This window comes from Actinoplanes sp. NPDC051537, assembly GCF_055586105.1.
Genome location: NZ_JBVJIU010000006.1, coordinates 308,498 through 321,321 on the forward strand (window position 1 = coordinate 308,498; position 12,824 = coordinate 321,321).

The window sequence follows — 12,824 nt, forward strand, 5'->3', positions numbered from 1 at the left end:
ATGACCACGTACGAGGCCTCGGACCTGCAGAAGCGTGTCGCTCGGTACGAGGCGGCACTGGACGAGTTGCGGGCGGCACATCAGGACGTCCGGAACATCCTGCACGATCAGGTGCTGTACGAGCGCTGGCAGCTCGTCGGCGCCGACCTTGGATTCGTCGCGCCGGCACAGGCGCCGGGGCAACAACAGATGGCCGAAGCCTGGGCGGGGTGAGCACTCCGCCGTCGCCGCCCCCTCTGCCACCGGGGTGGCGCCGGCGGAGCCACCTGTAGGTTTGCAGCCATGGCTGCTGTCGACACCCAGTACGAGGACCTGCTGCGCCGCGTCCTCACCACCGGAACCCCGAAGAGCGACCGCACCGGCACCGGCACGGTGAGCCTGTTCGGCGAGCGCCTGCGCTACGACCTGTCGGCCGGGTTCCCGCTGATCACCACGAAGCGGGTGCACTTCAAGTCGATCGCCGTCGAGCTGCTGTGGTTCCTGCGCGGCGACAGCAACGTCGGCTGGATGCGCGACCAGGGCGTCACGATCTGGGACGAGTGGGCCGACGCCGACGGCGAGCTCGGCCCGGTCTACGGCGTGCAGTGGCGCTCGTGGCCGATGCCCGACGGCTCGCACGCCGACCAGATCTCCGGGGTGCTCGACACGCTGCGCAAGGACCCCGACTCCCGCCGCATGATCGTCTCGGCGTGGAACGTGTCCGACCTGCCGCGGATGGCGCTCGCGCCGTGCCACGCGATGTTCCAGTTCTACGTGGCCGACGGCAAGCTCTCCTGCCAGCTCTACCAGCGCAGCGCCGACCTCTTCCTCGGCGTGCCGTTCAACATCGCGAGCTACGCGCTGCTCACCCGCATGATGGCCGATCAGGTCGGGCTCGTGCCCGGCGACTTCATCTGGGTCGGCGGCGACACCCACATCTACAACAACCACGTCGATCAGGTACGCGAGCAGCTCTCCCGCGAGGCGTACGAGTTCCCCACGCTCGAGATCGCGCCGGCCGCCTCGCTGTTCGACCATGCCTACGACGACTTCACGCTGGTCGGCTACCGGCACCACCCGGCCCTGAAGGCGCCGGTGGCCGTGTGACCGTGCACATGATCTGGGCCGAGGCGCGCGGTCGGGTCATCGGCGCGGGCGGCGACATCCCGTGGAAGCTGCCGGGGGAGCAGGCCCTGTTCAAGGAGCGCACGACCGGCGCGACCGTGGTCATGGGTCGCGCCACGTGGGACTCATTGCCACGGCGGCCGTTGCCCGGGCGCCGCAATGTCGTCATTTCCCGCGATTTATCGTGGCGAGCGCCCGGCGCCGAAGTGATCCACGATCTCGATGAGACACCGGTCGACGACAATGTGTGGATCATAGGCGGCGCCGCGATCTACGCGGCATTTCTGCCGAAAGCCCGCCACATCGTGCGTACGCGTATAGATCTGGAAGTGGAGGGGGACACGCACGCGCCCGCGCTCGGCGACGAGTGGACCGTCTCCGCCGACTCGGGCTGGATCACCGCCCCGAACGGCCTGCGCTACGTCGTGGAGGACCTCACGCGGGTCTGACCTGGGGGGAAGCATGGTCACCGTCTCGGTCGTCACGCCCATGTACGACGAGGCGACGGCCGTCGACCGGTTCGCCGCCCGGCTGCGGCCGGTGCTGGACGGGCTCGGCCTGCCCTACGAGGTCGTCGCGGTCGACGACGGCAGCCGGGACGCCACCGTGGCTCGCCTGCTCGCGCTGCACGCCGGATGGCCGGAGCTGCGGGTGGTCGCCCTGCGCCGCAACGCCGGGCATCAGTCGGCACTGGCGGCCGGCCTGCGCGCGGCGCACGGGGACTACGTGGTCACGATCGACGCCGACCTTCAGGACCCGCCCGAGGTGATCGCCGCGATGGTGTCCGCCGCCCGGGTCCGGGGCGTCGACGTGGTCTACGGCGTACGAGTCGACCGCCGGACGGACTCGATCTTCAAGCGGCGCACGGCGGGGCTCTACTACTGGCTGATGCGGCGCCTGGTCGGCGACTTCGTCGGGACCCAGGCCGGCGATTTCCGGCTGATGAGCCGGGCCGTGGTCGACGTGCTCAACGACCTGCCCGAGCAGCGGCCGGTCTACCGCCTGGTGGTGCCGTCGCTGGGGTTCGCGAGCGCGTCGGTCGAGTACGCCCGGTCGGCGCGCGTGGCCGGCCGGACGAAATACCCACTGGGCAAGATGATCAGGTTGACCGTGGACAGCGTGACCAGCTTCTCGGCGGCGCCGCTGCGGGTGGCGACCTGGCTCGGCCTGGTCAGCTTCGTGGCGTGTCTGGCGCTCGTCGTCGGCGGCCTGCTGGCCTGGTCGCTGGGCGGGACCGTGCCGGGGTGGACGTCGCTCTACATCGCGGTCCTGCTGCTCGGCGGCATCCAGCTGATCTGCCTGGGCCTGCTGGGCGAGTACATCGGCCGCATCTACGCCGCGACCCAGAACCGGCCGTCGTTCCTGGTCGCCTTCGACACCGATACCGACACTGAAACCGGCACCGACACCGACTCTGAGTCCGGCACCGACACCGGCGATGAGGGGACCGCGCCGGCTCCGGTCGAAGCCGGCGCTGATACCGGGGCTCGGGCCGCCTAGGCCTTGGGGTCGAGGCGGATCGAGAGGCTGTTCACGCAGTGCCGGGTGTTCTTGTCGGTGAAGTGCTCACCGCGGAAGACGTGGCCCAGGTGCGAGTCGCAGCGGGCGCACCGGATCTCGGTGCGGACCATGCCGTGGCTGATGTCGTCGATCTCCTTGACCGCGCCGGGGATGGCGTCGTCGAAGGACGGCCAGCCGCAGTGCGAGTCGAACTTGTAGTCACTGGGGTAGAGCTGCGCGCCGCAGGCCCGGCACTCGTACGTGCCCTCGGTCTTGGTGTCGACGTACTCGCCGGACCAGGGCGCCTCGGTGCCGGCCTGACGCAGCACCCGGAACTCGGCCGGGGAAAGACGGACCCGCCACTCGTCCTCGGTGGTGGGCAGGGTGGTGTCGTTTGTTGCCATGTTCCAAATCTACGTCGGTGAACGCCGACGCACCCCGAGTGCGGCCGTTGCCGTCGCCACACCCGTTGGACCGGACATGGAAGATGCATCGCCCGCGACGTTCCGGCCCACCTGCCAGCAGGCCCTCGGCCGCGGCCTCTACCTCGGCGCCCTGGTCGCGGCGGTGGGCGTCGTCGCCGCCGTCCTCGCCGCCGCCGTCCTGGCCTGGGCCGACGCCGAGGCGCCGCCACCGTGGCTGTGGCCGCTGCTGGTCTTCGGGCCGCTCGGGCTCGGCGCGCTGACCGGCCTGCTCGTCGGGCGATGCACCGGCACCGAGTTCTGCCCGGGCGGCATCCGGACGCGGTCGCTCTTCGCCCGCGGCCTCGCGCCCTGGCACCGCGTCGTGGACATGCGGGCCGAGCGCCGGGGTGGCCGGACGGTGGTGTCCGTCTATCTCGACTCCGGCGCGAGTGTGCAGCTCAACGCCCCGTACAGCGGTGGTCTCCTGACCGCGGACCCGCAATTCGAGGTAAAAATGTTCGCTTTGTCCTATATATGGCGGAGTCACCGTTTCGGTGGTCTTCCGGGATGATGACCCGCCGGTGGGCATTAGCGGGTAAATCGGGCAATTGCCGCTATGCTCCCCACCGGACATGGAAATACCGCAACAGAACGGAAAACTCCTCATGAGTGCAACTCGCCGAATTCTCGTCGCCGGACTGCCCGCGGCGGCAGCCCTGTTCTTCGCGGCCTCGCCGGCCCTGGCCGCGCAGAGCCACGGCGCCCGCCCGGTCGTGACGGCGTCCCCGTGCGCCTCGGATCAGCGCGACAAATGCGACTACGGCGCGACCGGCGCCGGTGACACCGCCCCGGCCACCGCCGCGCCCACCACCGGTGGCGTGACCGGCCAGGGCCAGCACACCCGCGGTCACGGCGGCTACGGCACGCCGACCACGCCGGCGACCACGCCGGCGACCACCCGGCCGTCGAGCCCGGCCCCGGCCACCACCACGCCGACCGCCCACGTCGACACCGTTCCGCCGGCCGGCCCGAGCGTGCAGGGCGTCATCACGCCGTCGCCGACCACCAGCACGGGTGGTGGCGTCAGCGCCGGTCACGCGCTTCCGGTGACGGGCGCGCCGATGGGCGCCATCATGTCGCTGGGCGGCCTGATGGTGGCGGCCGGTGCGGCCTCCGTCTTCTACACCCGCCGTCGCCGGTCGGCCTGATTGGGCGTACGCCCGATTTGTCAGTGTTTGTGGTTGGAAGCCGCTCGGTCCGCCGGGCGGCTTCGCTGTTTCCGCCCGCCCAGCTGTTTCCGCCCGCATGGTGGGGCGGCTCCGGCCGCCTCGGCGGCATAGGGTCGGACGCATGCCGAAAGCCGCAGCGGAAGAGCACGAGATCGCCGGCCACACCGTCCGGCTGAGCAGCCCCGACAAGCTCGTCTTCCCGAGCAAGGGGTACACCAAGCGCGACGTCTTCGAGTACTACCTCGCGGTCGGCGACGGCATCCTGCGCGCGCTGAAGGACCGGCCCACCACGCTGCAGCGCTTCCCCGACGGCATCGAGGGCGAGGCGTTCTACCAGAAGCGCATGGCGACCCGCGGCGTCCCGGAGTGGGTGCAGTCGGCGCGCATCACGTTCCCCAGCGGCCGGCCCGCCGACGAGCTCTGCCCCGCCGACCTCGCGCACGTCGCCTGGGCCGCCCAGATGGGCACGATCGTCTTCCACCCCTGGCCGGTGCGGCGCGCGGCCGTCGACAACCCCGACGAGCTGCGCATCGACCTCGACCCGCACACCGGCACCGGGTTCGCGGAGGTGGTCGCCACCGCGAACGTGGTCCGCGAGGTGCTGGCCGACCTCGGCTGGGTCGGCTACCCGAAGACGTCCGGCGGCCGCGGCGTGCACGTCTACATCCGCATCGCGCCGCAGTGGTCGTTCGTGCAGGTGCGGCGGGCGGCGATCGCGCTGGCCCGCGAGGTGGAGCGGCGCAGCCCCGACCGGATCACGACGGCCTGGTGGAAGGAGGAGCGCGGCGAGAAGGTCTTCATCGACTTCAACCAGATGGCCCGCGACCGCACGATCGCCTGCGCCTACTCGCTGCGGGCGAACGGCCGGGCCACGGCGTCGGCCCCGGTCACCTGGGACGAGCTCACGGACGTCGAGCCGGACGACTTCGACCTGCGCACGATGCCCCCGCGCTTCGCCAAGATCGGCGACCCGCACGCGGCGATCGACGACGTGGCCCACGACATCACGCCCCTGCTGGAGTGGGTCGAGCGCGACGAGAAGAACGGCCAGGGCGACATGCCTTATCCGCCCGATCACCCGAAGATGCCGGGCGAGCCGCCGCGGGTGCAGCCGAGCAAGATGAACCACGCGAACTGGACGCAGCCGTAGCTTCCCCGCTCCCGGCCCTCGCGGCGCCCCCTTCAGCCCTCGCGGCCCTCACCTGAAGCCCTATGCGAGCCTCATGCCCTCGTGAGCGCGAGCTTCATGCCCTCGTGAGCGCGAGCTTCATGCCCTCGTGGGAAGCGGTGAAGCCGAGCGACTCGTAGAAGCGGTGCGCGTCGGCGCGGCGTTTGTCGGTGGTGAGCTGAGCGAGGCGGCAGCCGCGTTCGCGGGCGCGATTCAGCGCGTACGCCATCAGCTGTTTGCCGATGCCGCCACCGCGCCGGTCCGCGCTCACCCGGACCGCCTCGATGGTCATCCGCCAGCCGCCGCCGCGGCTCAGCCCGGGCGTGAACGTGAGCTGGCAGGTCGCGACGACTTCGCCACCGGCCTCGGCGACGACCAGCTCGTTGTTGGGGTCGGCGTCGATCGCCTCGAACGCCGCCCAGGTCGCCGCGTCGATCTCCTCGGGCACCACCCCGAAGCCGCGCTCCCGGCTGATGTCGTCGTCGGCGAGCAGATGGAGGATCGCGGGCACGTCCGCCCGGCCGGCCAGTCGGAAATCCAACGGTTGTTCCTTACCGTGTGTGCGCCGCTCGGGCACGATGTTCGCCATGTACGTCCTGCTCACGCCGATCCGGAGGGCCTACCGCGGGCTCGTCTGGCTGGCGAACTCACCGCGGACCCTGATCCTCGCCTACGCCATCCTGATCACGATCTGTAGCTTGCTCTACCACTTCTTCGAGAAGAGCGCGTCCTTCGGTGACTCGCTGTGGTGGGCGATCGTGACCGCCTCCACCGTCGGCTACGGCGACATCTCGCCCTCGACGTGGGAGGGGCGGGTGCTCGCCGGGTTGCTCATCTCGGTCATGGTGCTGGTCGTGATCCCGCTGATCACGGCTCACTTCGCCAGCAAGCTGATCGTCGATCAGGACGCCTTCCGCCACGAGGAGCAGGAGGAGCTCAAGAACAACCTGCGACGCGTACGGGCGCTGCTCGAAGCCTTCGCCGAGCGTGAGGGAGTCACGTTGCCCGCGCCGGACGGTTTCGCTCCGCCCGCGCCGGACGGTTTCGCTCCGCCCGCGCCGGACGGCCTCGCGTCGCCCGCGCCGGACGGCCTCACTTTGCCGGACAGCGCAGGCCCTCCTGCGGCACCTGGAGACCGATGAGGTAGTTGTCGACGGCCTTCACGATGCAGGGCGTGCTCGGGTAGGCCGTGTGGCCCTCGCCCTCCCACGTCAGCACGTGCCCGACGCCCAGCATGTTGGCCAGGTCGGCGGTGTTCTCGTACGGCGTCGCGGGGTCGCCGGTCGTGCCCACCACCACGATCGGCGGGGCGCCGGTCGCCGGGCCGGCCGGGTAGGGCTCGCGCTCGCCCGGCCAGAACGCGCAGGGCAGCATGCCGACCGCGAGGGACGCCCCGAACAGCGGGTACTTCGCGCGCCACTCGCCCTGGAGCTTGCGGATCTCGTCGACGCCCGGCGCGTCCTTGGTGTCGGCGCAGTTCACCGCGAGGTTCGCGTCGAAGAGGTTGCTGTAGGAGCCGTCCGGTTTTCGTTCCGCGTACTGGTCGGCGAGCGTGAAGATGCCCTTGGCGTTGCCCTGCTTGAGCTGCGCCACCGCCGCCGCCAGGGTCACCCAGCTCGACTCCGTGTAGAGCGACGAGATCACGGCCAGGAAGATCCAGCCCGAGGTCGCCTTGCGGCCGTCGGAGTAGGGCACCGGGTTCTTGTCGGCGGCGGCCATCGCGTCGGTGACCGCCTTGCGCGCGTCGGGCGCGATCGGGCACTTGGCCGGTGTCGCCTTGCACCAGGTGCTGAAGTTGGTGAACGCGCGCTCGAAGCCCTTGGCCTGCGACTCGGAGCCCTCGACGTAGCTCTGCTTGGGGTCGACCGCGCCGTCGAGCACCATCGCCCGGATGTTGCCCGGGAACTCCTGCGCGTAGGTGGCGCCGAGCAGGGTGCCGTAGGAGAAGCCGAGGTAGGTCATCTTGCTGTCGCCGACCGCCTCGCGGATGGCGTCCATGTCCTTGGAGGCCTGCACGGTCGAGAAGTTGACCAGCTCGTCGCCGTACTTGCTGCCGCAGGTCGTCGCGATCTTCTTGTTCAGCGCGACGTAGCTGTCGAAGGCGGCCTGGCTCGCCGGGTCGGGCGGGGCGGCGAAGCTCGCGTCCTGGTCGGCGCTGCTGATGCACTTGATCGGGTTGGACCGGCTGACGCCGCGCGGGTCGAAGCCGATCATGTCGAACTGGTCGGTGATCGCCGTCGGCAGGCCGCCGAGCGCCTCGCCGTAGGACAGGTAGACCGCGGTGTCGATGCCGGAGCCGCCGGGGCCGCCCGGGTTGATCAGCAGGGAGCCGATGCGGTTCTTCTGCGTCTTGGACCGAACCCGGATCAGCGCGACGTCGTACGTCTCGCCGGAGCTCTGGTCGCCCCAGTTCTTCGGCACCTGGACGGTGGCGCAGTCGTAGCTCATCCCGGCGGCGCCGCGGCCGACCAGCTCCTCGGGGATGTCGTCGCAGTTCTGCCAGTCGGCGGTGCCGGCGCCGGGGCTGGGCGCGGCCGAGCCGGTCGGGGTGGCCTCGCCCGACCCGTCCGGGGCGAACGTGGGCACGGTGCAGCCCGCGACGGCGAGGACCGTCGCGAGGAGGATCCCGGCGACGAGGCGGAGACGACGCGGCACGATTGCGGCCTTTCGACGGCTGGGTTGCTGGGGTCGAGGCTAGCCGGTCGGTCCGACAACTTCGGTCAGCGGCTGGTGAGCACCTCGGCCAGATTGAACTGCACCGGCCGTTCCAGCTGGTCGTATGTGCACGAGTGCGGCTCGCGATCGGTGCGCCAGCGCTCGAACTGAGCGGTGTGCCGGAACCGGATGCCCTCCATGTAGTCGTAGCGCACCTCGACCACGCGCTCCGGCCGCAGCGGCGTGAAGGACAGGTCCTTGCCGTTGTTCCACCGGCTGTACTCGTTCTTGCGCGGGGTGCGCTCGCCCTGCTCGTGCGCGGCCCAGTCCCAGGGGTGGCCCTCGAACGTGGTGACCAGCGGCTGGAGCTCGCGGAACAGCTCCTCCCGGACGGCGACGGGAAAGGCGCCGATCACCCCCACCGAGACCAGGACGTCGCGTTCGTCGTACAGGCCGAGGAGAAGTGATCCGATCCGGTCCTCGGCGGACTTGTGCACCCGGTAGCCGGCGACCACGCAGTCCGCCGTGCGCTTGTGCTTGATCTTGGTCATCACCCGCTTGTCGGGCTGATAGGTCAGGTCCCGGCCCTTGGCGATCAACCCGTCCAGCCCGGCGCCCTCGAACTCGGCGAACCACCGCTCGGCGGTGGGAAGATCGTCGGTGGCCGGGGTGATGTGCACCGGTGGCCGCGCATCCTTGAGTACGTCGAGGAGCCGCTCGCGGCGTTCGGCGAAGGGACGCTCGGTCAGGTCCTCGTCGCCGATCGCCAGCAGGTCGAACGCCACGAAGCTGGCCGGGGTCTGCTCGGACAGCAGCTTCACCCGGCTCGCCGCGGGGTGGATGCGCTGCTGGAGCGCCTCGAAGTCGAGCGTGTTGCGCTCGGTGTCGGCCACGATGATCTCGCCGTCGATCACGGCCCGCTCCGGGAAGTTGGCCAGCACGGCCCGTACCACCTCGGGGAAGTAGCGGGTCATCGGCTTCTCGTTGCGGCTGCCGATCTCCACCTCGTCGCCGTCGCGGAAGATGATCGAACGGAAGCCGTCCCACTTCGGCTCGTAGACCTGCCCCGGCGGTATGTCGGCGACGGGCTTGGCGAGCATCGGCTTGACCGGCGGGTTGATCGGCAGATCCATGGCAACCAGTGTGCCGCTTCCGCCGCTTTCCGGAAGCCCCTCTTGACTCTCCCCCAGGGGGAGACTCCAAGCTCCGCACATGAACGTCTCGCTTCTGGCCATCGGGGAGTTCGGCCGTCAGGCCGGGCTGTCGGTTAAGGCGCTGCGCCTCTATGACGTGTCCGGCCTGCTGCCGGCCGACTCGGTCGACCCGGTCAGCGGCTACCGGCGATATCGCGCCGACCAGGTCGAGCGCGCCCGCCGCATCGCCTTGCTCCGCCGGCTCGACATGCCGCTCGCGGTGGTGGCCGAGGTGCTCGAGGCCCGCGACGACGAGCACGCGCTGGTGCGGCTCGACCGGTGGTGGGTCTCGCAGGAGGCCGCCATGCAGGCCCGGCGGGGGAGCTTCGGCTGGCTGCGCGCGCAACTCGCGGACGGCGCGGCGCTGCCCGAGCGGCGGTACGCGGTGGGCGTCCGCGACGTTCCGGCGGTCAAGGTCGCCAGTATCCGTGCCGAGGTCTATCAGCAGTCGCTGGTCGAGGCGATCCGGCTGTCGGAGTGTGCGATCCGCTGCCATCTCGACGACCAGCTGGCGGTCAGCACGGCGGAGCACTGGGTGATCTACCACGGCCCGGTCACGCCCGACACCGAGGCGACGATCGAGGTCTGCGTGCCGTTCCGGGGCAGCGTCGAGCCCGAGGGCGAGATCGTCATCCGGCTCGAGCCGCCGCACCGCGAGGTGTTCGCCACGGTCGCCCGCGACGACTGCTTCTATCCCCGCATCATGCGCGCCTACGAGGCCGTCTACACGCACATCGCGGCGCACGGGCTGAGGACCGCCGGGCCCGAGCGCGAGATCTACCTGAACTACTGGGACCGCATCGGCGGCGCCGACCCGTTCGCCCACGTGGCACAACCGATCGAGGAGTGACGAGATGGATTACACCCGCCAGACCAGGTTCTCCGACCCCCGCGCACACGCCGCGCTGTTCGACCCGTTGCCCGCCGACCCCGGCGCGATCGGGGAGGTGATCCGCAACCTCGTCGTGCACTACCGCGCCTCCGGCATCGCGTTCCCGCCCGACCGGCTGATCGAGATCGACAGCCGGTGGGCCGACCGGCTGCTCGACTCCGACCGGCGCCGGTTCGACAAGCCGCTGGCCGAGTCGCGCGCGCCCGAGGAGCGCATCGTCGGCTGCTGCCGCGACTTCACCCTGCTCACCGTCGCGGCCCTGCGGCACAAGGGCATCCCCGCCCGCAGCCGGATCGGCTTCGCCGACTACCTCGACCCGAGCTACCACTACGACCACGTGATCGCGGAGTACTGGGACGGCGCCCGCTGGGTCGCCACCGACACCCAGATCGACCTCGACGACGTGCGGCTCGACCAGGGCGGCCTGCGCCCCGCCTCGCAGGTGTGGGCGGCCCACCGGCGCGGCGAGATCGACGTGGAGACGTTCGGCGTCAGCCCCGACATCGCCGACCTGCGCGGCGAGTGGTTCGTCCGCAACTACGTGATCTACGAGCTGGCCCACCGCCGCGGCGACGAGCTCCTGCTGTGGGACATCTGGGGCGACGTGTCGGTCGAGACCGGCGACGATCTCGCGTCGATCGACGAGCTCGCCGACCTGCTCCAGTCCGCCGACGCGGGCGACACCCGCGCCGAGGAGAAGCTGGCCGCCCGCTACGCCGGCGACCCGCGCCTCCATCCGGGCGATCAGGTCCGGTGCCTGAGCCCACGCGGCGAGGACTACCAGGTCGACCTGCGCCGGTGACTACCTGACCAGCAGCTCCAGCAGGCGATCGAGCTCGGCCTCCGGGTCGGCGGCCAGGCCCATGTGGACCGGGCCGGCCCGCAGGATCGTGCTGCGCGGGGCGACCAGCCAGCGGAATCGCTCGCCCGGCTTCATCGCGGCGGCGGCGCCCGCGCCCGTGCAGGTCGCCTCCCACGACGCGAGGGCGGTGGCGATCGCGGGCACGTCGGCGCCGGGGTCGAGCGTGCGCAGCCGGTCCTCGTGCAGGTGCGTGCGGGCGGCCAGGAAGTCGGAGCGCTGGCTGTAGAGCACGACGCCGACGTTGATCAGCTCACCGCGCTCGATACGGGGGACGGCCTGGATGACGGCATATTCGTACGGGACTCTCATGGCAGCCACGCCTCCGGCCGCTCGGCCCGCTGGGTCAGGTGGCTCAGGTAGGCGTCGCGGCCGCCGTCGTCCAGCCATTCCTCGGGAACCAGGTCGATCACCTCGGCGAGCAGGGCCGGCGTCAGCCGCTCGGCCAGCGCGGGGCCCTCCGTGGCGAGCTCGGTGGCGTACGGCTTGAGCACGTGGTCGTCCCACTTGTAGGGGCGGTGCACCACGGCCTCGGCCCGCGGCCAGTTGTGGTGGAAGTAGAGCGTGGCCCCGTGGTCGATCAGCCAGAGGGCGTTGTGCCAGATGAGGAGGTTCGGGTTACGCCAGCTGCGGTCGACGTTCTCGACGAAGGCGTCGAAGGCGATGACGCGCGACGCCAGACCGTGGTCGACGGCGTGCACCACCGGGTCGTAGCCGAGCGAGCCCGGCAGGAAGTCCATGCCGAGGTTCGCCCCGGCGCTCGCCTTGATCAGCTCCTGGACCTCTTCGTCCGGCTCGGCGCGCGCCACGACCGGGTCGAGATGCACCACCGCGAGCTCCGGCACCGGCAGCCCGAGCCGGCGACCGAGCTCGCCCGAGATCACCTCGGCCACGAGCGCCTTGGGCCCCTGCCCCGCGCCGCGAAACTTCACCACGTAGGTCCCGAGATCATCGGCCTCGACGACGCCGGGCAGCGAGCCGCCCTCCCGGAGGGGCGTGACATACCGGAGAGCGGTGACCTCACGAAGCACGACGCCAACCCTAACGGCCGCGCCACCCCCCGCTCTGCTTACCTCTGCGCGCGGGCTTTCGCTCTGCTTACCTGTGCGCGCGGGGCTTTGGCTCTGCTTACCTCTGCGCGCGGGTGGGCCGGCCGCGACGGCGTCGGGGCCGGCCCACGTGCGCGGCGGTCAGACCGTGTTCGGGCCCTGCCGGCGCAGCTCGTCGACCTTGGTCATGGCCGAACGGAGCTCGCCCAGCCACTCCTCGGTGTGCTGACCGACCAGCTTCACGCACCAGGCCAGCGCCTCGGAGCGGGAGCGGGCCACGCCGGAGTCGACCAGCGTGTCGAGGATCTGGCGCTCGGGCTGGCGCAGGCGCGTCATCACCGGAGCCGCCAGGTGGGTGAACAACTCGTTGGTGTCGCCGCAGCGGATGCCCCAGGCGACCTTGCGCTGGTAGCGATGCTCGACCTGACGGGCCACCCGGATGCGGTCGTCGCGGGTGTCCTCGCGGAACTGGTTGATCCGGCCGGCCTGAGCGGCGGCCTTGTCGGCGTCGGTGACCTCGGCGCCCAGGTCGGGCTCGCCGATGCGGCCCCAAATGATGATCTCGTCGCGGTCGATGACCACCTCGGGCCGCTCGGTGAACCAGCCGTCCGGGATCGCGCCGGTCACCCACGCGGCGGCGTCATCGGCGTTGGGCGGCTCGGCACGGCCTCCGGGCGGTGCAGGACGAAAACGCATCTCCAACCTCCCCTTGCTTACTTGATTACATAGTTACACCGTTACAGCGCATACGGCCAACCTTCTCGCCCGGCC

General features: G+C 70.8%; 17 protein-coding genes. 10 read left to right on the forward strand and 7 right to left on the reverse strand.

The genetic code is table 11. The features are described 5' to 3' along the window. The 4 genes from ACZ6TB_RS16575 (at position 1) to ACZ6TB_RS16590 (ending at position 2,604) form a co-directional block, all read left to right on the forward strand. Complete coding sequence (locus tag ACZ6TB_RS16575) at positions 1 to 213, forward strand: hypothetical protein (RefSeq protein WP_465555137.1); 213 nt, start codon at positions 1 to 3, stop codon at positions 211 to 213. Positions 214 to 282: 69 nt separating this feature from the next. Beyond that, on the forward strand, positions 283 to 1,086 hold the full coding sequence (locus ACZ6TB_RS16580) for a thymidylate synthase (protein WP_465555139.1): 804 nt from the start codon (positions 283 to 285) through the stop codon (positions 1,084 to 1,086). 8 nt (positions 1,087 to 1,094) lie between these two features. Next, the gene (locus ACZ6TB_RS16585) at positions 1,095 to 1,553 is read left to right on the forward strand and encodes a dihydrofolate reductase (protein ID WP_465555141.1); all 459 of its coding nucleotides are present in this window, start codon (positions 1,095 to 1,097) and stop codon (positions 1,551 to 1,553) included. 13 nt (positions 1,554 to 1,566) lie between these two features. Beyond that, entirely contained in the window at positions 1,567 to 2,604 is a 1,038-nt protein-coding gene (locus ACZ6TB_RS16590; RefSeq protein ID WP_465555143.1) for a glycosyltransferase family 2 protein, read from the forward strand. Here the strand turns inward: ACZ6TB_RS16590 and msrB are convergent. Beyond that, positions 2,601 to 3,008 (reverse strand): peptide-methionine (R)-S-oxide reductase MsrB, encoded by a 408-nt coding sequence (msrB, locus tag ACZ6TB_RS16595; protein ID WP_465555145.1) that lies wholly within the window; start codon positions 3,006 to 3,008, stop codon positions 2,601 to 2,603. The genes ACZ6TB_RS16590 and msrB overlap by 4 nt on opposite strands. Before the next feature lie 76 nt (positions 3,009 to 3,084). On the opposite strand from msrB, the gene ACZ6TB_RS16600 reads away from it, so the two are divergent. The 3 genes from ACZ6TB_RS16600 to ligD all read left to right on the forward strand — a co-directional run bounded on the left by ACZ6TB_RS16600 (position 3,085) and on the right by ligD (position 5,387). Then, entirely contained in the window at positions 3,085 to 3,579 is a 495-nt protein-coding gene (locus ACZ6TB_RS16600) for a hypothetical protein (protein ID WP_465555147.1), read from the forward strand. Between the two features lie 94 nt (positions 3,580 to 3,673). Continuing rightward, the gene (locus tag ACZ6TB_RS16605) at positions 3,674 to 4,216 is read left to right on the forward strand and encodes an LPXTG cell wall anchor domain-containing protein (RefSeq protein ID WP_465555149.1); all 543 of its coding nucleotides are present in this window, start codon (positions 3,674 to 3,676) and stop codon (positions 4,214 to 4,216) included. 142 nt (positions 4,217 to 4,358) lie between these two features. Continuing rightward, the gene (gene ligD, locus ACZ6TB_RS16610) at positions 4,359 to 5,387 is read left to right on the forward strand and encodes a non-homologous end-joining DNA ligase (protein ID WP_465555151.1); all 1,029 of its coding nucleotides are present in this window, start codon (positions 4,359 to 4,361) and stop codon (positions 5,385 to 5,387) included. A 94-nt stretch (positions 5,388 to 5,481) separates the two neighbouring features. Here ligD and ACZ6TB_RS16615 read toward each other — a convergent pair whose 3' ends face one another. Further along, positions 5,482 to 5,946, reverse strand: coding sequence for a GNAT family N-acetyltransferase (locus ACZ6TB_RS16615; RefSeq protein WP_465555153.1), 465 nt, complete (start codon positions 5,944 to 5,946; stop codon positions 5,482 to 5,484). Positions 5,947 to 5,992: 46 nt separating this feature from the next. Here ACZ6TB_RS16615 and ACZ6TB_RS16620 point away from each other — a divergent pair, with 46 nt between their 5' ends. Beyond that, on the forward strand, positions 5,993 to 6,547 hold the full coding sequence (locus ACZ6TB_RS16620; RefSeq protein WP_465555155.1) for a potassium channel family protein: 555 nt from the start codon (positions 5,993 to 5,995) through the stop codon (positions 6,545 to 6,547). On the opposite strand, the gene ACZ6TB_RS16625 is transcribed toward ACZ6TB_RS16620, so the two are convergent. Both ACZ6TB_RS16625 and ACZ6TB_RS16630 read right to left on the reverse strand, forming a co-directional pair. After that, on the reverse strand, positions 6,498 to 8,060 hold the full coding sequence (locus ACZ6TB_RS16625) for an alpha/beta hydrolase (RefSeq protein WP_465555157.1): 1,563 nt from the start codon (positions 8,058 to 8,060) through the stop codon (positions 6,498 to 6,500). The two genes, ACZ6TB_RS16620 and ACZ6TB_RS16625, sit on opposite strands and share 50 nt — an antisense overlap. Positions 8,061 to 8,125: 65 nt before the next feature. After that, on the reverse strand, positions 8,126 to 9,193 hold the full coding sequence (locus ACZ6TB_RS16630; protein WP_465555159.1) for an ATP-dependent DNA ligase: 1,068 nt from the start codon (positions 9,191 to 9,193) through the stop codon (positions 8,126 to 8,128). Between the two features lie 79 nt (positions 9,194 to 9,272). Between ACZ6TB_RS16630 and ACZ6TB_RS16635 the strand changes: the two genes are divergently transcribed. Together ACZ6TB_RS16635 and ACZ6TB_RS16640 are read left to right on the forward strand one after the other, a co-directional pair. Next, a complete protein-coding gene (locus ACZ6TB_RS16635) occupies positions 9,273 to 10,103 on the forward strand; it encodes a MerR family transcriptional regulator (RefSeq protein WP_465555161.1) in 831 nt (276 codons plus the stop codon). A gap of 4 nt (positions 10,104 to 10,107) precedes the next feature. Further along, entirely contained in the window at positions 10,108 to 10,947 is an 840-nt protein-coding gene (locus ACZ6TB_RS16640; RefSeq protein WP_465555163.1) for a transglutaminase-like domain-containing protein, read from the forward strand. On the opposite strand, the gene ACZ6TB_RS16645 is transcribed toward ACZ6TB_RS16640, so the two are convergent. The 3 genes from ACZ6TB_RS16645 to ACZ6TB_RS16655 all read right to left on the reverse strand — a co-directional run bounded on the left by ACZ6TB_RS16645 (position 10,948) and on the right by ACZ6TB_RS16655 (position 12,749). Next, complete coding sequence (locus ACZ6TB_RS16645; RefSeq protein ID WP_465555165.1) at positions 10,948 to 11,316, reverse strand: DUF3037 domain-containing protein; 369 nt, start codon at positions 11,314 to 11,316, stop codon at positions 10,948 to 10,950. Next, positions 11,313 to 12,035, reverse strand: coding sequence for a HipA family kinase (locus ACZ6TB_RS16650; RefSeq protein WP_465555167.1), 723 nt, complete (start codon positions 12,033 to 12,035; stop codon positions 11,313 to 11,315). The genes ACZ6TB_RS16645 and ACZ6TB_RS16650 overlap by 4 nt, the downstream gene beginning before the upstream one ends. 159 nt (positions 12,036 to 12,194) lie before the next feature. Beyond that, the gene (locus ACZ6TB_RS16655) at positions 12,195 to 12,749 is read right to left on the reverse strand and encodes a hypothetical protein (RefSeq protein WP_465555169.1); all 555 of its coding nucleotides are present in this window, start codon (positions 12,747 to 12,749) and stop codon (positions 12,195 to 12,197) included. Positions 12,750 to 12,824 lie beyond the last annotated feature (75 nt).